The organism is Modestobacter sp. VKM Ac-2979 (assembly GCF_026967995.1).
Taxonomy (GTDB): Bacteria; Actinomycetota; Actinomycetes; order Mycobacteriales; family Geodermatophilaceae; genus Modestobacter.
The window spans coordinates 599131-619365 of sequence record NZ_JAPVBO010000003.1 but is presented as its reverse complement, the minus strand read 5'-3'; the positions used below and the strand labels follow the sequence as shown (position 1 = coordinate 619365).

Genomic DNA, 20235 nt, shown 5'->3' with positions numbered 1-20235 from the left:
ACAGCATCCGTTCACGATGAGGTTTGGCGGTTCCGGTGAACGGCGCAGCTCATGGCGGGAGATCATGATCGATCACGGTGGCGAGCGAGCTGAGGGACCGCTGGTGAACTCGGCCGCGAGGTCCGAGGACAGCCGCCGTGAGCTGCTGTCCTTGCCTGGGACCGCTGTTCCCTGAAACCAGCTGTCCGCGGCGATCGCTATCCACGAGCGCGCTAGGGGCGACGGAGACGGGCGTCTACCGGGTGGACTACGAGCTGCTGCTCATGCAGTCGCCGACGCATGTGACCCGAGGTAGCGGTCATGGCCGCCCGCCGGAACGGGGCTGCCAGCGGAACGACCGGACCGCGACCGCGGCGGCCACCACGCCCCAGAGCACGAGGACGGCCAGATCGCTCCAGGCGAGCTCGGCGCCGGCCGGGTCCCATGCCTGGGTCAGCGCGTTCTGGAAGTGCAGGAGCGGGAAGAGGGCGCCCACGCTGCGCATCCACTCCGGCCCGTCGAGGAAGAAGACCTCGGAGAAGAACGCCAACGGCAGGAGCACGACCAGGCCGACGGCGCCCACTGCCCGGGCGTCGGGGAGGAGTGCCGCCAGCACGAAGCCGCACGCAGCCAGGGCGAGGGTCCCGATCACCAGGACCGGCAGCCCCATGAGCAGGCCGTCCGTCGGGACGCGCACATCGAAGAAGGCCGTGCCGACGGCGAGCACCAGCGCCGCGACGACGACGGACAGCCAGAGCGCGGCGGTGGTGCGGCCGGCGAGGTACTGCCACGGGGTCAGTGGTGTGCCCCGGAGCCGCTTGAGGACGCCACGGTCCCGGGCCGTGGCCACCGACTCGGGCAGGTTGAGGAAGGCGGTGACCCCGCTGCCCCAGACCGCCATGCTGGCGGCGAACAGCGTGGGGAAGGGCACGCCGTCGATCACGGTGTCGGCGCCGGCCATCGTGACGAACAGGGCGTAGAGCCCGACGGGCATGGCCAGGGCGAAGAACACGGAGCCACCGTCGCGCCAGGTGGACCGGTTGGCTGCCACCGCCTGGCCGAGCACCATGCGGGCTGCACCCGGCCGGCGCCCGGCCGTGGGACCCGCGCTCCGGTGCGGCATCGTCCCGCCCGTGGTGGGAGCGGGGGACCGGCGGGTGGGTGAGCTGCCTCGCGCGCCGGGTCCGCGGCCGAGGAAGCGAGCGGCGATCAGGGCACCGGTCAGCCCCCAGACGAGCAGGACGGCCGAGCCGGCCGCGTCCCACCCGGCGCCGGGGGAGAAGGGATCGAACTGGTCTTGCAGCGCCTCGGCGAAGGGCCGGAGCGGGAAGACGCTGCCAACGGTGGCCATCCAGGGCAGTTCGCCGCCGATGGTGAACACGCCGGAGATGAATGCGAGGACGACGGCGGTGCTGACCGAGGTCGCTTGGGCGGCGACCGCTGTAGGGGAGAGCGCAGCCACTGCCAGCCCGAGAGCGGCGAAGCAGGCGATGCCGAGCAGGACGGTGACGACGGTGGCCGGTGCCGTGCGGCCGATGATCTGGACGCCGAAGCCGAGGACTCCGACCATGACGGCGAGAAGGGTCGCTGCAGATGCGAACACCACCGCACCGCCGATCCGGCCGGCCACGTACAGCCACGGTGGCAGCGGAGTGCCGCGGAACCGCTTCACGATGCCGCGTTCGCGCGCTTCGGCCAGCCCGATGGCCACCGGTGGGTAGGACGCGAAGAGCACACCCATGGCGACCGCGCTCGGCGTCGCGAACTGCATGACGCGGAGGCCGGTCGCCTCGTCCAGGACCTCGTTGCCCGCGGCAGCGCCGATGACGAGCAGCCACACCAGCGGCAGGGCGAAGCTGAAGACGAGCACCACCCGGGAGCGCCACAGGTCGGTCAACGTGTAGCGGAGCTGAGCGAGCAGGAGCGTGCCGGTCCCCGGCCGCTCCGCCGGGCGGCTGCCGGTGACTGCGGTTTGACGGCTCATCGCCCGTTGCGAATCGTGTCGCCCGCCGACGCAGGGGTGGTGGCCGACTCGTCGTCCGCCGTCGGTCTCCCCACCAGTCGCAGGTAGACGTCCTCCAGGGAGGGGCGGCGCACCGACAGCGCCGGCATCTCCACTCCCCGCTCGAGCGCCCAGCCGGTCAACGTGTGCAGTACCGCGGTAGGTCGCGCCGTGGTCAGCTCCCATGCAAGACCGTCGGCGATCGGGATCCCGTCCAGCGGTGGCAGGTCGGAGACGGCAACCTGCGCCGGCAGGCGGAAGCTGACGACCGCGGCCTGCTGCCCGGCAGCGAGCTCGGCGGGGGTGCCGAGGGCGACCAGCCGGCCGGCTACGACGATCGCCACCCGGTCGGCGAGGTGCTCGGCCTCGTCCATGTAGTGGGTGGTGAGCACCACGGTCGTGCCCAGGGTTCGCAGCCCTTCCACCAGGTCCCAGGCGCGACGACGAGCGGACGGGTCGAAACCCGTGGTGGGCTCATCAAGGAACAGCAGCTCGGGTGCCCCCACCAGGCCGAGCGCAAGATCCAGCCGCCGGCGCTGCCCCCCTGACAGTGTCTTGATGCGAGCGTCCCGCTTGTCGGAGAGGCCGACCTGCTCGATCACCTCGTCGACTCCGAGGCGGCGGGGATAGAGACCGCGGTGCAGCTGGACCAGCTCCTGGACGGAGAAGTCCTCGTCGAACCCGGCTTCCTGGAGCACGATCCCGATCCGCTCGCGGAACTCCCGGCCCCCTGTCTGCGGGTCCTGCCCCAGGACGCTGACCCGCCCGGCGGTCCGCCGGCGGTGGCCCTCCAGGATCTCGACGGTCGTGGTCTTCCCTGCGCCGTTGGGGCCCAGCAGTGCGAAGACCTCGCCCTCCTCGATGGTGAACGACAGGTCGTCCACCGCCACCACCTGTCCGTACTCCTTGCGCAGCAGCTCCACCTCGACGGCGGTCATCGGCATCTCCCGGGGCCTACGCCTCCGGTCGGGAGGCATGGGTGCGTTCGGTGGCCACCGGGGCGCCAGATCGGCCGCGTCCATCCCCGGCGGTCGGTCACGACGACTGCTCCATCCGGCACGGCCCCCACACTCGGCTTGCCGCCGTGGAGAAGACAGGGACGGGGGACCTCGCCGATCAGGGACCTATGGCCGCCGGTGGGCTGCTCCGCCGGTTGGCTGGTCCACCGTCCGGACCCGGCAGTCCGTCGGCACTCTCGTCTCCGGGGACCGAGGCACCGACGGAGGTCCCTCCCGGCACGAACCCTTCGCCCGTGTCCATCCACCCGGGTCCTCGGGATCGTCGGATCCACATCCGACACCGAGGAGTTCCCGTGACCGACCGACCGCCGCCCTACCCCGTCCGCGTCGACGCGGCGCTGGAGCCGGGGCTCTCCCGCTGGCTGTGGCTGGTGAAGTGGCTGCTGCTGATCCCGCACTTCATCGTGCTGGCGTTCCTGTGGACCGCGTTCGTGGTGCTGAGCGTGGTCGCCTTCTTCGCCATCCTGTTCACCGGCCGCTATCCGGCCGGGGTCTTCGACTTCAACGTCGGGGTGCTGCGCTGGACCTGGCGGGTGCACTACTACGGCTACGGGGCGCTGGGCACCGACCGGTACCCACCGTTCACGCTCGCCGACGTGCCCGACTACCCGGCCCGGCTAGATGTCGCTCGTCCCGAGCGGCTGTCCCGGGGACTGGTGCTGGTCAAGTGGTGGCTGCTGGCCGTCCCGCACTACCTGGTGCTGGCCGTGTTCGTCGGCGGCGGGGTCTGGCTGGGTACCCGGACCGGCCCCGAGGACGGCTGGGACTCCGGGTGGGGGGCCGGCGGGTTGGTCGGCCTGCTGGTGTTCATCGCGGCGGTCGTGCTGTTGTTCACCGGCCGCTATCCGCGCCCGCTCTACGACTTCGTCATGGGCATGGACCGCTGGGCGCTGCGCGTGGCGGCGTACGCCGGCCTGATGACCGACCGGTACCCGCCGTTCCGGCTGGACATGGGCGGTGCCGACCCCGGGTCCGTCCCCGGAGGTCCGCCACCGGTCGCGCCCCCCGGAGCGGGCGCCGCGCCGGTCGCAGGCCCGGCGACGGCCGGGTCCACCGCCTCACCCGCTGTCGGCGGGTTGCCTATGGCTCAGCCTCGTAGCAACTGGACGGCCGGTCGCGTCGTCTCGGTGGTGATCGGTTCGGTCCTGCTCTTCGCCGCGACCGGTTTGATCGGTGGCGGCGGTGCGCTGCTGTGGGCCGACCAGGCCGGGCGGGACGACGGATACCTCTGGACGCCGACCGTCGAGCTCGGTGCCGAGTCCTACGCCGTGGTGTCCGACGGCCTCCGGCTGGAGACGGCGGGGGAGCAGTGGGTGATCGACGACTTCCTCGGTACGGCACGGCTCGAGGTGGCCGCCGTGGACCCCGACACCGAGCTCTTCGTCGGGATCGCCCCGACGGCCGCCGTCGACCGCTATCTGGACGGCGTTGCGCACCGCGTGGTCGAGGACGTGGGCACCACCTGGCCCGGTGACCAGCCGGAGGTGGACCGCTGGACCGACGTGGCCGGCGGCGCACCCGAGCAGCTGCCGGGCGAGCTGGACATCTGGGCCGCGCAGGCCAGCGGCTCGGGCTCTCAGACGCTCACCTGGCGACCGGCGGACGGTTCGTGGACGGCCGTGATCATGCGGGCCGACGGGGAGCCGGGCCTGACCGCCGACGCGCAGGCAGCGGCCACGGTGCCCGCGCTGGGGTGGATCTCCGTCGCCCTGCTGGCCACCGGAGCCGTGCTGATCGCAGCCGGGGTGCTGCTGGTGGCGCTCGCCGTGCACCGGGCCCACCGCTACCCGCCGTCGGACGCCACCCCGTCCCATGCCGGATCGCCGATGCCACCGCCGCCGTCCTCGCCGACGAACCCGGCTGTCGGCAGCTCTGCCTCGGGTGCCCCCCGGTGACGACGGCCTCGGGTGCGCCCGTGCTGTGCGAACGCGTCGTCGCCCGGCCGCTGCTCAGCTACGTGCTGCTCGCCTATGGCATCTCCTGGCTCCTCTGGGCGCCGGCGGTGTTCGGGGTGGGCGGAGCTGCTGGTGCGGTGCTGCTGACCGCCGGTGCGTTCGGACCGGCTGTCGCAGCGGGCCTGGTGGTCCACTGGTCGGGAGGGTCGGTGCGCGGCTGGTTGCGGCCGTTGCTGCGCTGGCGGGTGCCGGTGCAGTACTGGGTCTACGCCCTCGGACTGCCGGCGGCCCTGTTCCTCTCGGTCAACGGCGTGCTCGCGGTCCTCGGCGAGCAGGTGCACCTGGACCGGCTGGGTGGGGCTGCCGCCTCCTGGATCGGCACCTTCGTGTTCGTGGCATTGGTCGGCGGCGGACAGGAGGAGCCCGGCTGGCGTGGCTTCGCCCTGGACCGACTGCAGTCCCGCCACTCGCCGCTCGCGGCGACTGCGCTGCTCGGCCTGATCTGGGGTCTGTGGCACCTGCCGCTGTACGGCATCGGCTTCGTGGGACCGATGCTATTCGTCGTCTTCTACACCTGGCTCTGGAACCGCACCGGCAGCCTGTTGCTGTGCGTCGTCCTGCACGGTGCGTTCACGCCGTCGCTGGAGCACCTCGTGCTCGTCGACGACAGCCTCACCGTCGACGCGGCAATCCTGGGCGTGCTGGTCGCAGCGGCCGTCGTCCTCGTGGCCCTCACCCGCGGTCGACTCGGCTTCGACCACCGGGCGGTGCCCGTGGCCGCCCGGGCCGGCGACCTCGACCGCGTCGCCGGCCACTGACGGGAGGAGGAACACTGGCCGTCCACTGACCGGAGCGGTCGTCGCGTGGATCGGCACGCGACGCCAGCCTCGCTGAGGCGGGGATCGGCTCAGCGCATGCCGCAAGTGAGGAGAGCTCATGACGTCGTCCCCGGCCGCCCGGGTCGGCCTGGCCGGAGCGGCGGTGGTCGGGGTGGCCTTCGGCATGGCCCGGTATGCCTACGGTCTGACACTGCCCGACATCCGGCGGGACCTGGAGCTCTCCGAGCTGGTGCTCGGCCTGGTGGCCAGCGCCACGTTCGCCGGCTACCTGGCGGGCCTGCTGCTGACGGGGCCGCTCGCCAGTCGCCGTGGCTCGCGCGCCCCGACGACCGTGGGCGGGGCCTGCGGCGCCCTCGGGGCGGTGATCGTGACGGTCGCGCAGTCCCCCTGGCTGCTGGCCGGCGGTGCCGTCCTGGCCGGCAGCGCGGGCGGCTGGGTCTGGGCGCCCTACTCCGACATCGTGACGCGGACGGTCGACCAATGGCAGCAGTCGAGGGCGTTGGCGATGATCACGACCGGCACCAGCGGTGGACTGGTCGCGCTGGGGGGTCTGGCCGCCCTTGCCGCGTTGGGATCGTGGCGACTGGTCTGGGGCGGCATCGCCGTCGCCGCCGTGGCTGCGGCCGTGCTGAACCTCCGGCTGGTGCCGAGCACCAAGCCGGCGCCACGCCCGGACGGGCAGCGCCGCGCCTCGTCACTGGTGAGAGAGCTTCGGGTCCCGGCCGCCTACTCCCTCGTCTACTTCGCGGCCATCGTCATCTACTTCACCTACGCCGCGGACGTCCTCCAGCGGGACGACCTACCCTCGGCAGCTGTCCCGGCCCTCTACGCGGCCATCGGCCTGACCGGCGTGGTCGCCGTGGCGACCGGAGCCATCGCACGGAGACTGGGCAGCAGCCGGGTGGCGGCGCTGTGCCTGGTGACGGTGGCTGCGGCGCTGGCCCTGCTCGGGCTGGCCAGCGACTCTCTGCTCGCGACGGCGGCCTCGGCATGCATCTTCGGCGTGGGGTACATGACCGGGTCGGCGGTGCTCGCGGTCTGGACCGCCGAGCTGGTGCCCGACCGGGCAGGGACGGCGTTCACCGGGTGTCTGGTCGTGGGTGCCGTCATCTCGGTCGCAGCGCCCGCCCTCGCCGGTGCGGTCATCCCCGGCTTGGGGCTGGGGACGCTGCTCGTCCTCACCGCCGCGGTGTCACTGCTCAGCGGGGTGGCACTCATGCTGTCCGGGTCCTCGGGAGGGATGGCGGTCAGGAAGACCGGACGGTGAGGTGGGCAGCGGGTGCGGCGGCGATCCGTGGACCCAACGATGCCAGCGCGCCGTCGTGAACCGAGGACCGGCCGCTCCCGCTACCTGTTGCGCGGGCCGGTCCGGACGCGCCGGCGGACCCACTTCTCGGTCTCGACCACCAGGAAGACGGCGACACCGACGCCGGTGGTCCACAGCCACCAGACCGGGTCGACCGGAGCGCTGTGGAAGAGCGTGTTCATCCACGGGGCATAGGTGAACAGCAGTTGGAGCCCCAGCATCGCGGTCATGCCGGCCAATACCCAGCGGTTGCGCAACGGGCCGATGGAGAGCACGGATCGGTCGAGCGACCGGCAGGTGAGCAGGTAGGCGACCTGGACGACGACGAAGACGTTCACCGCGACGGTCCGCGCGGTGGGTACCTCCGCGCCCTGGGCGAGGGCCCACTCGAAGAGGCTGAACGCACCGACGAGCATGAGCGTGGAGACGAGCACGATCCGGCCGGCCAACTCCCCGGTGAGCAACGGCCGGGACGGCGGCACCGGCGGACGCCGCATGATCTCCTCCTCCAGCGGCTCGAAGGCAAGGGCGAGGCCGAGCGCCACCGCGGTCGTCATGTTCACCCACAGGATCTGCACCGGCAGGATCGGCAGCGTGGTGCCCAGCGCGATCGCCGCCAGGATCACCAGGCCCTGGCCGAAGCTGGTCGGCAGGATGAAGGTGATGAACTTCCGCAGGTTGTCGAAGACACCGCGGCCTTCTTCGACGGCTGCCTCGATCGTGGCGAAGTCGTCGTCGGTGAGGACCATGTCGGCTGCCTCCTTCGCCACCTCGGTGCCGCCGAGCCCCATGGCCACACCGATGTCTGCCCGGCGGAGCGCGGGGGCGTCGTTGACCCCGTCCCCGGTCATCGCCACGACGTGCCCCTGCGCCTGCAGGACCTCCACGAGCCGCAGTTTCTGCTCGGGGTCGACGCGGGCGAACACCGCCGTCCGCATGGCCAGGGCAGGCAGGTCCTCGGGCGGGTGGGCCGCGAGCTCGCGACCGGTGACGACGGCGGGATGCCCGTCCTCTCCCAGGCCGAAGCGCTCCGCGATGGCGCGGGCCGTGCCGGCGTGGTCGCCGGTGATCATCTTCATCTGGATGCCGGCCGACCGGCAGGCTGCGACGGCCTCGATCGCCTCCGGCCGCGGCGGGTCCACCATGCCCTGGAGCCCGAGGAGGACGACGTCCTGCAGCAGCTCCGAGGTCAGCGAGGAGGTGCCGGGCGGCAGGTCGACGCGGCCGAACGCCAGCACCCGCAGCGCACGGGCGGTCATCTCCTCGGTTCGCGCGTGCACGGCCGCGGGATCCAGGGGGCCGGTCGAGCCATCGGCCCGCAACTGGACCGAGCTCATGGAGAGGAGACGTTCGACGGCCCCCTTGACGTACGCGACCTCCCGGCCGTCGGGGTGCCGGTGCAGGGTGGCCATGTAGCGGCGGTCGGAGTCGAACGGGACGGTGTCCAACCGCGGTAGTTGCTCGCGCAGGTCGCCGGCGTCCAGGCCGGCCTTCTCCGCCACGACGAGGAGCGCCGCCTCGGTCGGGTCCCCGACGACCGTCCGTGCGCCCTCCGGTCCGGTCAGCCGGGTGTCGTTGCACAGCACCCCGGCCACCAGGCACTCGCGCAGCGCGGGAGCGTCCGGCGCCGGGTCCAGCCGGCCCTGAGGGGAGTAGCCGGTGCCGCTCACCGACCACTCCTGGCCCCCGGCGACGACCGTCGTCACCGTCATCGCGTTCGCGGTGAGGGTGCCGGTCTTGTCCGTGCAGATCACCGTGGTGCTGCCCAGCGTCTCCACCGCAGGCAGCCGCCGGATGACCGCTCGCCGACGCGCCATCCTGGCCACGCCGATGGCCAGGGTGATGGTCACCACGGCCGGCAGGCCCTCCGGGATCGCCCCGACGGCCAGGGCGACCGCGGCGGTGAGCATGTCCGCGACCGACTCGCCGCGGACGGTCCCCAGCAGGAAGGTCAGTCCGGCCAGCGCGAGGATGGCCACCGTCAGGACCCGGCTGAACCGGTCGATCTTCCGAGTGAGCGGGGTCTGCAGGACGCGCGCCTCGCCGACGAGGCGGTGGATGCGCCCGATCTCCGTCTCGCCACCGGTCGCGACGACGATCCCGCGTCCCTGGCCCCTGGTCACCAGACCGGTCGAGTACCCCATGTTGGCGCGGTCCCCGAGGTCAGTGTCCGGCGGCAGCTCAACCGGTGCCTTGTCAGCCGGCAACGACTCGCCGGTCAGCGCCGACTCGTCGACCCGCAGCTCCCACGCCGCCACGAACCGCAGGTCGGCGGGCACCCGGTCGCCGGCCTCCAGCAGCACCGTGTCCCCGGGGACCAGGTCCGCCGACGGGACACGGTGCCGGCGCCCCTCCCGCACCACCGTCGACTCCGTCCGCACCATCGACGTCAGCGCCTCCAGCGCCACTTCCGCGCGGCTCTCCTGCACGAATCCGATCGCCCCGTTGACCAGCACGACGGCGACGATCACCGCGCCGTCCACGTACTCGCCGAGCAGCAAGGTCGCCACCGCAGCGACGAGTAGGACGTAGATCAGCGGGTGGCGGAACTGGTCGAGCAGCCGCCGCCAGGGCCCGCGTCGGTCAGTGCGGGACAGGACGTTCGGACCGACGGTGTCCAGCCGTCGGGCGGCCTCCGCGTCGGTGAGACCAGTGTCCGGATGGGTGCCCAGTAGGACGACGACCTCGTGGACGGGCAGCTCGTGGTGCGCCCGAGCGGAGGAGGTGGCCTGATCGGAGAGGGGCACCATGCCAGCTTTCGGCACCGGCCTGCGGACGGGACAGTGGCCTTCGTCCCGGTCACCCGAGCCGGGTGTCGGTCGTCGGGGGGCGGTGCTCGAGACCCTGTCGCGCTAGTCCGTGCGGCGCCGGCGGAGCGGGATCTCCAGGCTGCCCCGGGGGTCGAGCCGGAACTCCTTGTCGCGGACACGGACCGGCAGCACGGTGGCCCTGCTGGCCGTTCCGCCGACCGTCAGCGTCCGGTGGTCGATCACGACCTCGATCTCGGTGTGCCGCCGGTAGCGCAGCCGGAACCGCATGCGGTGCAGCGCATCGGGCAGGTAGGGGTCGAACCCGAGGAGGTCCTCGCGCGTCTCCAGGCCGGTGAACCCGCGCTCCAGCAGGTCGACGGTGCCGGCCATCGCACCCAGGTGGATGCCCTCGCCGGTGGTCCCTCCCTGCACGTCCGCGATGTCGCTCTCGAGTGCCTCGAGGAAGTAGTCCCACGCCTTCCGCCGGTCCGACCGGGCCAGCACCCAGGAGTGCACCACCTTCGACAGCGTCGAGCCGTGGCTGGTGCGTTCGAGGTGGTAGGCGATCGTGCGGGGGATCGTCTGCCGGTCGTGCGGATAGCCCAGCCGGTCGAGGAGGCCGTACAGCTCCTCGGCCGTCAGCAACTGGAAGAGCATGAGGACGTCGGCCTGCTTGGAGAGCTTGTAGCGGTTGGTCGAGTCGCCTTCGGCCTCCAGGATCCGGTCGAGTCGGCTGATGTCCCCGTAGCGTTCCCGGTAGCCGGCCCAGTCGAACTCCTCCAGCGACTCGTAGCCGCGGAACTGCAGCAGGACGCCGTCCTCGGTCCAGCAGAGCCGGAGCTTGCGGCTGACGTGCTGCCAGCGCTCGAGGTCCGCGCGGCGGATGTCGAGGGTGTCGAGCAGCTCGTGCCGCCGCCCCGGCGGGAGCACGTCGAGGCACTCGAGTGCCCGCGTGAGCGTCCAGGCCGCCATGACGTTGGTGTAGGCGTTGTCGTCGAGGCCCGGCTCGTCGCGGCCCGGCAGGGCGTCGTGGTACTCATCGGGCCCCATCACGCCACGGATGTCGAACCGGTCGTCGACCGGGTCGTAGGTGGCCAGGTCGCCCCAGAACGCCGCGATCGACAGGAGCAACTCGGCGCCGTGTTCGGTGAGGAAGTCCGTGTCGCCGGTGGCCTCGTAGTAGCGCCAGGTGTTGTAGGCGATCGCCAGGCCGATGTGCCGCTGCAGGTGGGAGTTGTCGGGCAGCCAGCGGCCCGACCGCGGGTTCAGGTGCAGTGCCTGCGACTCCTCCCGCCCCGTTGATCCGCTCTGCCACGGGAACATCGCGCCCCGATGACCGGCCGCCCGTGCCGCGGCTCGGGCCTGGGGGAGCCGCCGCCACCGGTACAGCAGCATGGCGCGGGCGACCTCGGGCAGCCGCAGGTTCAAGAAGGGCAGGACGAACATCTCGTCCCAGAACACATGTCCGCGATAGGCCTCACCGTGCAGCCCCCGAGCGGGGATGCCGACGTCAAGGTCGACGCTGTGCGGGGAGACGGTCTGCAGCAGGTGGAACACGTGCAGCCGCAGGACGAGCGATGCGCGCGGGGGGCCGGCGATCTCCACGTCGCAGCGGAACCACAGGTGGTCCCAGGCGAGCTCATGCCGCGCCAGCACGTCGTCGAAGGTGCCGGCGCGGTCGATCTCGTCGACCGCCGCCTCGCCGGGCTCACCGATGCCGGGGTCGCGCGACGTACAGAGGGCGGCGAGCTTTTCGACGGTGACGGGACGGCCGGTCTCCATGTCGAGCTCCAGGTCGACTGCGGCGACGCCGTTCGCCAGGACCGGATCGGCGACCGTCGGCCGCACTGTTCCTTCCACCAGCACACGGTGCCGCGCGGCCATCCCGATCCGGATCTTCGACTGCCGGGTCTCCGCCGTCAGCGTGGGGGTCTCCTCGCAGACGTGGGCTTCGACTGCGGACAGGTGCCTGCCGTCCAGCCCCCGGTACCGCGCCACCCCGTCATTGGTCACCCGGCCGTCCAGGCCCGATCGGACGGTGAGCCGGCCTGCCCAGTTCTCCGCGAGGAGGGTGCAGTCCAGCGCCGCAAGGCGGGGATCGGCCATGGAGACCAGCCGCCGCTGGGCGACCCGCGTGCGTCGCCCCTCGTCGTCCTCGACCCGGAAGCGGCGGGTCAGGACGCCGCGCCGGAGGTCGAGCTCCTGCACGTAGTCGCTCACCGCCACGGTGGAGAGATCCAGCCACGGGCCGTCCTTCGTGCGGAAGGTCAGCGACTGCCAGTCCGGCAGGTTGACGATGCTCTCGTTCGCCACCTCGTGCCCGTCGATCACGTCAGTCAGCCGGTCGAAGACCCCGGCGGCGTACGTACCGGGGTAGCAGCCACCCCCCGCCCGTCGCTCGGGAGCCGCTGCGCGGGTTGCGAACCGGCCGTTGCCCAGTGCGCAGAGCGTCTCGCGCAGCGCCTCCGCCTCGGGGTCCCACCCCTCGTACCGGAGCAGCCAGCCCGTCACCCGAGGCCTTCGCCCTGGGCGCAGCGCCGCGCACCCCTGTCCGGCCCGACGCGCATCGTGGCTCCCGTCTCCGTCGACCGGCCCCAGCGTGCCCTGCGCCGGGTGGTCGTGGCCAGGTAGTCGGTCCTCCGGTGCCGGGACGTAGTGCCCCGAACGGCGACGCGACGCAACGCAACGCGGGACCTTGGACCCCGATCTCCCGGTCCACCGGCTGTGCCGATGGGCGGCAGACTCCCGTGGACTGCTTCTCAGTTCGACCAATCTCACGACGACCGGAGGCAGCCATGAAGGCACTCGTCTACCACGGACCGGGCAAGCGAGCCTGGGAGGACGTCCCGGATCCCCAGGTCACCGATCCGGAGGACGCCATGGTCCGCGTGGACGCCTTCACGATCTGCGGGACCGACCTGCACATCCTGCGGGGTGACGTCCCCGAGGTGCAGCCGGGGCGAGTGCTGGGTCACGAGGCAGTGGGCACCGTGACCGCCGTCGGCGGGGGCGTCCGGACCGTGAAGGCCGGTGACCGGGTGCTGATGTCGTGCATCAGCTCGTGCGGCCGCTGCCGGTTCTGCCGGGAGGGCCGGTACGGCCAGTGCCTGGGCGGGGGCGGCTGGCTGCTGGGGCACCTGATCGACGGGGTGCAGGCCGACGCCGTGCGCATCCCGTTCGCTGACGGATCGATGCACAGGCTGCCCGAGGGGGTCTCGGACGAGGCGGCGCTGATGCTCGCCGACATCCTGCCCACGTCCTACGAGGTCGGCGCCCTCAACGGCGGCGTCGGTCCGGGAGACACCGTGGTGATCGTCGGTGCGGGTCCGATCGGGCTGGCGGCCGTGCTGTCCGCCGGGCTCTACAGCCCGCTCCAGACGATCGTGGTGGACCCGGTGGAGGCCCGGCGCGCCGCAGCCAGCGCGTTCGGCGCCGACCGGGTGCTGTCGCCGGACGACGACGTGGCCGGGGTGGTCCGGGAACTGACCGGCGGGCTGGGCGCCGACGTCGCGATCGAGGCGGTAGGCATCCCGGCCACGTTCGACATGGCGGTCGCTGTCGTCCGGCCGGGCGGGCGGGTCGCGAACGTCGGTGTGCACGGCAAGCCGACGACGCTGCACCTCGAGGACCTGTGGATCAAGGACATCGCCATCACGACCGGCCTGGTGGACACCACGTCGACGCCGATGCTCCTGTCGATGCTGCAGGCCGGGCGGCTGGACGTGAGCCGCATGGTCACCCACCGCTTCGGCTTCGACGAGGTGCCGCTGGCCTACGACCTGTTCGACGACCCGGTGGCCTCGGGCGCGCTCAAGGTCGCCGTCCTGCGGGGCTGACGGCGAGGCGGGCCAGGACCAGGTCGTACGACGCCCGGGCGCCCGCAGGGCCCTACCGCTGCGCCCTGCGGCGAAATCCGTCCGCAGCGGCGCCTACGACGACCCCCAGCCCGGCGCCGAGCGCCAGCCCCACCGGGATGCCTGTCCCACCGGCCACCGCCACGCCCACGGCAAGACCCACGCCCGTGCCCAGGGCCACCCCGACTCCGGACCACGGAATCTGCTGCCCCTTGTCCATGGGTCCGTCCTCGGCCACCCGATCCTCCAACCGCTCAGGGCGTCGACCTGGTCCTCGGCGCTCCCAGGCACGCACGTCGCTACCCGGCTGGTAGCTCGACAGATGTCGAGGAGTCCTCGCGCAGTGCGCGGTCGAGGACCACGCGCACCAGCCAGCGCAGGGTGAACTCTGGGGTGCTCAGCGACGGAGCCGGCAGTGGGTCGGGGACCGGCAGGGCGAACGGCAGACGGAGGGCCTGCCCCGGCGCCAGCTGGGCTGGTCCACTCGCGGGGACAGCGGAGACCACCGTCGTCGCCTCGCAGTCCTCCTCGAGCAGCTCACCCGGTCGTGCGCGGGTGAGCTCGGCGAGGACCAACTCGACTCGGACGCCGCGGGTCGTCCCCGCTCGGTGAGGAGCGACGGCGACCACCCCGGACAGCGGCACGCCCGCACACACCCGCGGCGCAGAGAGCTCGTCGATCGCCAGCGACGCGAACTCGTCGCCCCTCTCGACCGGGGCGACCTCCGTCCTCCGGTGCAGCTGCGACGCCGGCCCCGCGACACGGATCCGCACCTCTCCCTCGACGGGACGTCCCTCCTGAGCCCTGACCTGCGCACGCACCAGGTACTCCTGTTGCACCAGGTACCCGGTGATGGTCACCTGCTCGGCCGGGACGAACAACGTCACCTGCCGGACTGCGCGTCCTCCCGCCGCCAGCGCGCCGGCGATGTCCAAGGTGGCATGTGAGAGGACGGCGGAGTCCCGGATGCCGACGCGGTGGCCGGCCCCGCTCCAGGTGCGCTGGGCGTGGGTGACAGCCGTGGACCGGACGAGCTCGACGACCCCACCCGCCACCTCTGCCGGGCCGTCCGCAATGACCTCGACGAGCACCGTCAGCGGCTGGCCGGCCACTGCCGCCTCGGCGCGCACCCGGACAGCCAGCGGCGGGGCGTGCCTGATCAGTCCGGTCATGGGGCCATCTCCCTCGACGCAGTGGGGGCTACGGCTGGGCGCTCGGCCCGCTCCTTGATCCCCTGGAGCATGCGGCGGGTCATCACCAGGGTCACCGGCTCCAGCACCCGGGTGGCGATCCGCAGTCCCCGTTGCGGCTGGACTTCGGTGCGCATGCGGGACAGGAGCCGGCAACCGCCGTCACGGCGAGGGACTACGTGGAAGGACCAGACACCGTTCCAGGGGTGCTCCGGCGGAGACTGACGGAGCACCAGTGCACGGCCGGGATCCGCCAGGGCCACGGTGAACGAATAGCCGTCCGGCATTGGGCCGAAGCCCTCGGGGACCACGACGACGTGGTCCCCGACGGCCAGGTGCTGCCACTCGTCCCGGATCTCCTCGGCGCTGTGGATGTCCAGGCCGACCAGGTTCTCCAGCACGTCGTAGCTGTACATCCCGCCGCGGTCCTGGCCGATCTGGACCAACCACGCCCAGATACGTTCGGCGGGAGCATCGATCGACACCGCCAGCGTGGTCTGCTCCGCCGGCTCCGGGACGAAGTCGTCGCCGGGCAGCGTCGAGCGGACCTCGTCGGCCGTGGCTCCCCAGTTCCGCCGCGCATGCAGGAGTCGCGCGCCGAGGATCCCGGTCCCGACGGCGGCGACGATCGCCCCCCGCAGGACTGGGGTGATCCGTCCGTCAGACCGGCGTCTGGACATGGCCGGCCACCTCCTGGCAGGCGGGCGCGGTGGGGACGGCGCGGAGGAGGCGGACGAGCAGCCAGGCGCCGATGCCCCCGAGGACGGTGAAGCCGGCGATGGGCCCGATGACCTCGGCGGCGGTGAAGGTGATCCCGGCCTGGGCCTGGAGCACGGTGCTGAGCGTGATCGTGGGCAGCAGCATCACGATGGTGACCAGCAGCGGTGCTGCGACCAGGTACCCGAACGGATCGCGACGGCGGACGAGGACCCCCGCGAGGGCAGCAGCCGGGACGACGATCGCGAGATCCAGGGAGTACGTCACCGGCGTCGTGTAGACGTCCAGCAGTGCTGGCGCCGTTCCCCGGAGCAGCGCGCTGACGAGGGGCTGCAGCCATACCAGGGCGGTGACGGCAGCGGAGGTGAGCAGGAACCGGGACAGGGTCCGGTGGGGCATGCCGGCGTCGTCGGCAACTGCCTGCAGGGTGGCCCGGTCGGTCGCGGCCAGTGCGGAGACGAAGCCGAAGAGGCTGGCGGAGAACAGTGCGACGTAGGCCAGGTACAGCGGGTTGTAGGCGATCCCGAGGGCCTGGTTGGCCGAGACGTACGCCATGTAGCCGAGGGCACCGGTCAGCAGCAGGCTGCCCCGTGATGAGCCCCGCAGGTGGTGCAGCCAGGAAGCCAGCAGCAGCGGGACACCCAGGGTCAGGACGACGGCATCGACGCCGGTGTTGCCGGCTGCGGTGAAGACGGTGTCGAAGCGGTACAGCCCGTCCCCGGCCAGCTGGACCGACTGCCCGCGGGGTGTCACGACCTGTTGTGGTTCTCCGGTCGGGCGCCGGAACAAGCCGGTCGCCGCCACTGCCGCGCCGAGGACGGCCACCAGGCCGGGCAGACGGCGCAGCGCCATCCCACTCATCCTCGATCCCTAGAACTGGAAGACGATGCGGGCGGGGACGTGCCCGGAGAGCACGTCGGCCGTCGCCTCGTTGACGTCGTCGAGCTTGCGGTCGACCGCGATCACCTTCGTGCGGCCGGCGGCGTGCAGGGCGAAGACGTCGGCGAGGTCGTTGCGGGTGCCGACGATCGAGCCGATCACGGACTTGCCGGACAGCACGGTGTCGAAGATCGGCAGCTGCATCGTGCCGTCGGCGGGCAGGGCCACGCAGACCAGCCGGCCGCCCCGGCGCAGCGACCGGTAGGCCTGGTCGAACGACGCCGGTGAGGCGGCGAGTGCGACCGCGACGTCGGCGCCGCCGAGGGCCTGGATCGCGGCGACGGGGTCGGTGGTGGCCGCGTTGACCACCTCGTCGGCGCCGAGCTCGCGGGCCATCTGCAGCTTGTCGTCCTGGACGTCGACGGCGATGACGAAGCCGCCGGCGATCCGGGCGTACTGCAGGGCCAGGTGCCCGAGCCCGCCGATGCCGAAGACGGCGACGGTCTCGGCCGGGGCGACCCGGGCCACCTTGATCGCCTTGTAGGTGGTGACCCCGGCGCAGGTCAGCGGGGCGGCGTCGAGGCTGGAGACACCCTCGGGGACGGGGGTGGCGAAGTCGGCGGCGACGACGGCGTACTCGGCCAGCGCCCCGTCGACGGAGTAGCCGGAGTTCTGCTGGGACTTACACAGCGTCTCCCAGCCGCCGATGCAGTGTCGGCAGTGCCCGCAGGCGGAGCCCAGCCAGGCGATGGCGACGCGGTCACCGATGGCCCGGGAGGTCACGCCCTCGCCCAGCTCCTCGACGACGCCGATCCCCTCGTGCCCGGGCACGAACGGGGGAGTGGGCTTGACCGGCCAGTCGCCGCGCGCAGCGTGGATGTCGGTGTGGCACAGGCCGCTGGCCTCGATCCGGACCAGCACCTGACCTGGTCCCGGCTGGGGGACGGGCACGTCCTGGACCTGGAGGGGGGCACCGAGCTCGGTGACGACGGCGGCCTTCATGGCGTTCTCCTCTTCGAGTGCTGTGCGGACGAGGTGTGGGCTCCGAGCCTGCGCATCGACAGCGGACATCAGCAGGGGCGAACGTCCTGCAGGCAGCGGGACGTGGAGCCCGACAGGTCCGCTGTGCCCGCATCCGCCACGGGACCCTTGCCTCGGCTCGGTGCCGAGCTCCGGAAGGGGGGACCACGTCCGGTGTGGACCGCAGCCGTTCTGCTGCGTCGGCCGTGGCCACGCCGTGGCGTTCCCCTCCGGCACACAGACCTCAGCGCGGGCTGGGCCCCGTGACGATGACAGCCCGTGCGGCGGCTCCGGCCGCCCGGACGGCGACCTGCCGACGGTGCACCGTCCTTCGTGTCCGGTGGCGGATCAGCGCCTGGACACGTGGGTCGCTCAGGTCCAACGGGAGCACCGAGCCGGGATGCGTCTCCATGTCCCGACGATGTCCGGGTACCGCGAGGCTGGGCAGGGCCGAGAGTCCTCGGTCGCCCGGGACTCCTGTCCTGACCGACGCCGAGACGGGCCCGGGGACCCGCGTCGGGAGACGGGTGGCGTATTGCGGGGGTCCGCCGTCCTGCTGCATCGCTCGCCTCTGGCCCGTCAGTTGTGCCGGGCCGTGAGCTGCCGATCGCGGTGCTCGTCCTGCATGGCCGCGAGTTCGCCGAGGCACCAGGTCACCACGATGGCCGCCATGAACGACGCGAGGAGGGTCTCGCTGGTCTCGGCCCACAGCGCGGCGATCCCGAGTGCCAGGGCGACCAGGCCGCTGACCAGCGCAGCGCGGTGGCGCAGTCCGGGAGCGAAGACGTCGCGGCTGGCGACCAGCACCGCGGCGATGCCGAGGATCAGGCCCGTGGCCGCCATGCCGCGCGGGTCCTTGATGAACGGCATCTCATCGGCGACGACGTAGCCGAGGTAGGGCAGCAGGATCATCGCGACGAGCACGGTCGCGACGACGTTGCGAGTGGTCGTGTGCATGGGTCTCACCTCACCGGGGATCAGGAACTGGCAGGTTCAGCCTCGTCGGGAGACGCTGCCGGCACTGCGGCACAACGACCCCAGGACGACCTGCCTGATGGCCGTGCCTGGCGGTGCCCTTGGTCACGGACGACTGCCGTTGGTCCCGTTTCAGCGCGGGGAACGACCGGCGGCATGCGCCGCTGCGCGCTGCCCTGCGTATCGGGGCGCTCCGGTCAGCGGAGTCGGCGCACGCGTCGGGGGCCAGCAGGGAGGGTGCGGGGTAGGAGCAGCAGATCAGGAGAAGTCGGCAGAGGTGATCCGGGCCCGGAAGAACTCGCCCTCGGCGGCCCGGTCGGTGCCCCACCACCAGCCGGCGCGCAGTACCGCCGGGATGGTGACCCCACCGAAGGTGGCTTCTTCCTCGATGGTGACGCCGAACGGGTGGCGGCCGAACGAGGCGCCGTCCGGGTTGCCCCAGCGCTGCAGCACGGCTGCGCGGAGGCGTCCGTCGGCGCCGACGTGCAGCTGGGTGCGCTCGTCGGATCCGGCCAGATGCCAGCGCATGACGGTGGTGTCGGGTTCGTCGCCCGCGGCCCACTCGGGGTGCCGGAAGACCGTCGGCAGGAGGACGGCTTCGCCGGCCAGCCGACCGGCGGCGCTCCGGGCGACGTCTGGGCCGCTGGCGGACATGACCGGGACCACCCCGAGCAACCGCCACCGCATCTCCCCGGTGGCCCCGCTGTACCGGTCGTAGCCGGTCACCGGCAGCCCTGCGACCCGCGCTCTCGCCGCCCAGATGAATCCCGAGGGTGGGGTGAGCACCTGCCGGGCGGTGAACGATCGCCAGGTGCCGCCCAGCCGGATCTGCCCTTCCATGCGCAGCTCGACCGTCTTCCAGAGCGGCGTGCCCACTGCGATGGCGTGACCGAGCCAGCGTCGCGCCGGCTCGGGGAGCCCGGCGAGCATGCCGGGATCAAAGCTCTCCGCTGCGGTCGTCCCGATGGAGAGTCGGTCCCACTCCTCGCGGACGTGCCGGGCGGCCTTCGGCACCTGCCGGGCGGCCCTCACCGGGCCGCCGGTCGGCGGTCGCGCCGGCCCCAGCGGAACCAGGCGAGCGGCCCGATCCAGTTGACGGCGATGAGCAGGGCCCACCGCAGCTTGCTGCCGTTGACCTGCTCGGCGGGGCTGGTCGCGAGGTCCGCCCACGCCGTCGCCGCGAGGGAGAGCTGCACGGAGCCCAGCACGAGGACGGCGGTCTGCTGCCCAGGGCTCAGCTCCTCCCATCGGCGCAGTCGCCCGGCACGGCCCCACCGTGCCTCGGTGCGGCAGGGACGCCGGCTCATCGGGCGGGAGCGGTCGTCATCGCGGCCGCCGTCTGGTGCCCGCTCGGCAGCCGGTCGCCGTGCACCACGACGACCGGGCACGGGGCGTGGGCCAGCACGTGGAGGCCGACCGAGCCCAGCAGCATCCCGGAGAAGGCGCCGCGCCCGCGGTTGCCGACCACCAACAGGTCGGCGTCGGCGGCCGCCTCGACCAGCGCCCTCGCAGGATGACCCTCGACGACGTGGCGGTGCACCTGCGATGCGCCGTCGGCCGCGGCGGCCGCCATGGCGGTGTCCAGCGCGAGGCGGGCGTTGCCCGCCCAGTCGACGGCGTCCAGCACGGTTTCCCACCCGGCCGTGGTGGGCAGGTGCCAGACGCTGACGGCGTGCACCTCACCGCCGGTGAGCGCCGCCTGGCTGAGCGCCCAGCGCAGCGCCTGGGTGGAGGACGGGGACCCGTCGACACCGACGACGATCGTCGGGCGGGAGGCAGGGGAGCTGGTCATGGCGGACTCCTGGGAGAC

The 20235-nt window shown here is 72.5% G+C and carries 17 protein-coding genes; 4 read left to right on the top strand and 13 right to left on the bottom strand.

The window, feature by feature from the left end; genetic code table 11:
- Positions 1–298 precede the first annotated feature (298 nt).
- Together O2W15_RS11695 and O2W15_RS11690 are read right to left on the bottom strand one after the other, a co-directional pair.
- On the bottom strand, positions 299–1963 hold the full coding sequence (locus tag O2W15_RS11695) for an ABC transporter permease (RefSeq protein ID WP_269179550.1): 1665 nt from the start codon (positions 1961–1963) through the stop codon (positions 299–301).
- Positions 1960–2919 (bottom strand): ABC transporter ATP-binding protein, encoded by a 960-nt coding sequence (locus O2W15_RS11690; protein ID WP_269164284.1) that lies wholly within the window; start codon positions 2917–2919, stop codon positions 1960–1962. Before O2W15_RS11690 ends, O2W15_RS11695 begins: the two co-directional genes overlap by 4 nt.
- Before the next feature lie 374 nt (positions 2920–3293).
- Here O2W15_RS11690 and O2W15_RS11685 point away from each other — a divergent pair, with 374 nt between their 5' ends.
- The 3 genes from O2W15_RS11685 to O2W15_RS11675 all read left to right on the top strand — a co-directional run bounded on the left by O2W15_RS11685 (position 3294) and on the right by O2W15_RS11675 (position 7001).
- Positions 3294–4895 carry a DUF4389 domain-containing protein gene (locus O2W15_RS11685; protein ID WP_269179549.1) on the top strand — a complete coding sequence of 534 codons (1602 nt, stop codon included), beginning with the start codon at positions 3294–3296 and terminating at the stop codon, positions 4893–4895.
- The gene (locus O2W15_RS11680; protein ID WP_269164286.1) at positions 4892–5713 is read left to right on the top strand and encodes a CPBP family intramembrane glutamic endopeptidase; all 822 of its coding nucleotides are present in this window, start codon (positions 4892–4894) and stop codon (positions 5711–5713) included. Before O2W15_RS11685 ends, O2W15_RS11680 begins: the two co-directional genes overlap by 4 nt.
- A 118-nt stretch (positions 5714–5831) precedes the next feature.
- Positions 5832–7001, top strand: a complete 1170-nt coding sequence (locus O2W15_RS11675; RefSeq protein ID WP_269164287.1) for an MFS transporter — start codon at positions 5832–5834, stop codon at positions 6999–7001.
- Positions 7002–7081: 80 nt separating this feature from the next.
- Here the strand turns inward: O2W15_RS11675 and O2W15_RS11670 are convergent, their stop codons facing one another.
- Entirely contained in the window at positions 7082–9787 is a 2706-nt protein-coding gene (locus O2W15_RS11670; RefSeq protein ID WP_269179548.1) for a cation-translocating P-type ATPase, read from the bottom strand.
- A 105-nt stretch (positions 9788–9892) separates the two neighbouring features.
- Positions 9893–12301: a glycoside hydrolase family 65 protein gene (locus O2W15_RS11665; RefSeq protein ID WP_269179547.1), complete on the bottom strand. Its 2409-nt coding sequence runs from the start codon at positions 12299–12301 to the stop codon at positions 9893–9895.
- 284 nt (positions 12302–12585) lie between these two features.
- Here O2W15_RS11665 and O2W15_RS11660 point away from each other — a divergent pair, with 284 nt between their 5' ends.
- Positions 12586–13626, top strand: a complete 1041-nt coding sequence (locus O2W15_RS11660; protein ID WP_269179546.1) for a zinc-binding dehydrogenase — start codon at positions 12586–12588, stop codon at positions 13624–13626.
- Positions 13627–13678: 52 nt separating this feature from the next.
- Here the strand turns inward: O2W15_RS11660 and O2W15_RS11655 are convergent, their stop codons facing one another.
- From O2W15_RS11655 to O2W15_RS11615, 9 genes are all read right to left on the bottom strand, one after another.
- On the bottom strand, positions 13679–13864 hold the full coding sequence (locus O2W15_RS11655) for a hypothetical protein (protein WP_269179545.1): 186 nt from the start codon (positions 13862–13864) through the stop codon (positions 13679–13681).
- 79 nt (positions 13865–13943) lie between these two features.
- Positions 13944–14816 (bottom strand): hypothetical protein, encoded by an 873-nt coding sequence (locus O2W15_RS11650; RefSeq protein ID WP_269179544.1) that lies wholly within the window; start codon positions 14814–14816, stop codon positions 13944–13946.
- The gene (locus O2W15_RS11645) at positions 14813–15514 is read right to left on the bottom strand and encodes a hypothetical protein (protein WP_269179543.1); all 702 of its coding nucleotides are present in this window, start codon (positions 15512–15514) and stop codon (positions 14813–14815) included. The genes O2W15_RS11650 and O2W15_RS11645 overlap by 4 nt, the downstream gene beginning before the upstream one ends.
- A complete protein-coding gene (locus O2W15_RS11640; protein WP_269179542.1) occupies positions 15495–16403 on the bottom strand; it encodes a hypothetical protein in 909 nt (302 codons plus the stop codon). The genes O2W15_RS11645 and O2W15_RS11640 overlap by 20 nt, the downstream gene beginning before the upstream one ends.
- A gap of 18 nt (positions 16404–16421) precedes the next feature.
- The gene (adhP, locus tag O2W15_RS11635) at positions 16422–17432 is read right to left on the bottom strand and encodes an alcohol dehydrogenase AdhP (protein ID WP_269179541.1); all 1011 of its coding nucleotides are present in this window, start codon (positions 17430–17432) and stop codon (positions 16422–16424) included.
- A 597-nt stretch (positions 17433–18029) separates the two neighbouring features.
- Positions 18030–18407, bottom strand: a complete 378-nt coding sequence (locus tag O2W15_RS11630; RefSeq protein ID WP_269179540.1) for a hypothetical protein — start codon at positions 18405–18407, stop codon at positions 18030–18032.
- 276 nt (positions 18408–18683) lie between these two features.
- Positions 18684–19457 (bottom strand): DUF6544 family protein, encoded by a 774-nt coding sequence (locus O2W15_RS11625; RefSeq protein WP_269179539.1) that lies wholly within the window; start codon positions 19455–19457, stop codon positions 18684–18686.
- Positions 19454–19732 carry a PLDc N-terminal domain-containing protein gene (locus O2W15_RS11620; protein WP_269164298.1) on the bottom strand — a complete coding sequence of 93 codons (279 nt, stop codon included), beginning with the start codon at positions 19730–19732 and terminating at the stop codon, positions 19454–19456. Before O2W15_RS11620 ends, O2W15_RS11625 begins: the two co-directional genes overlap by 4 nt.
- Positions 19729–20217 (bottom strand): universal stress protein, encoded by a 489-nt coding sequence (locus tag O2W15_RS11615; protein WP_269179538.1) that lies wholly within the window; start codon positions 20215–20217, stop codon positions 19729–19731. Before O2W15_RS11615 ends, O2W15_RS11620 begins: the two co-directional genes overlap by 4 nt.
- Between the last annotated feature and the right edge of the window lie 18 nt (positions 20218–20235).

Bases quoted from the DNA above. Each gene is read 5' to 3' on its own strand.
- O2W15_RS11695 (WP_269179550.1), bottom strand. From the start codon at position 1,963: ATGAGCCGTCAAACCGCAGTCACCGGCAGCCGCCCGGCGGAGCGGCCG.
- O2W15_RS11690 (WP_269164284.1), bottom strand. From the start codon at position 2,919: ATGACCGCCGTCGAGGTGGAGCTGCTGCGCAAGGAGTACGGACAGGTG.
- O2W15_RS11675 (WP_269164287.1), top strand. From the start codon at position 5,832: ATGACGTCGTCCCCGGCCGCCCGGGTCGGCCTGGCCGGAGCGGCGGTG.
- O2W15_RS11660 (WP_269179546.1), top strand. From the start codon at position 12,586: ATGAAGGCACTCGTCTACCACGGACCGGGCAAGCGAGCCTGGGAGGAC.
- O2W15_RS11655 (WP_269179545.1), bottom strand. From the start codon at position 13,864: ATGGACAAGGGGCAGCAGATTCCGTGGTCCGGAGTCGGGGTGGCCCTG.
- O2W15_RS11650 (WP_269179544.1), bottom strand. From the start codon at position 14,816: ATGACCGGACTGATCAGGCACGCCCCGCCGCTGGCTGTCCGGGTGCGC.
- O2W15_RS11645 (WP_269179543.1), bottom strand. From the start codon at position 15,514: ATGTCCAGACGCCGGTCTGACGGACGGATCACCCCAGTCCTGCGGGGG.
- O2W15_RS11640 (WP_269179542.1), bottom strand. From the start codon at position 16,403: ATGGCGCTGCGCCGTCTGCCCGGCCTGGTGGCCGTCCTCGGCGCGGCA.
- adhP (WP_269179541.1), bottom strand. From the start codon at position 17,432: ATGAAGGCCGCCGTCGTCACCGAGCTCGGTGCCCCCCTCCAGGTCCAG.
- O2W15_RS11630 (WP_269179540.1), bottom strand. From the start codon at position 18,407: ATGCACACGACCACTCGCAACGTCGTCGCGACCGTGCTCGTCGCGATG.
- O2W15_RS11620 (WP_269164298.1), bottom strand. From the start codon at position 19,732: ATGAGCCGGCGTCCCTGCCGCACCGAGGCACGGTGGGGCCGTGCCGGG.
- O2W15_RS11615 (WP_269179538.1), bottom strand. From the start codon at position 20,217: ATGACCAGCTCCCCTGCCTCCCGCCCGACGATCGTCGTCGGTGTCGAC.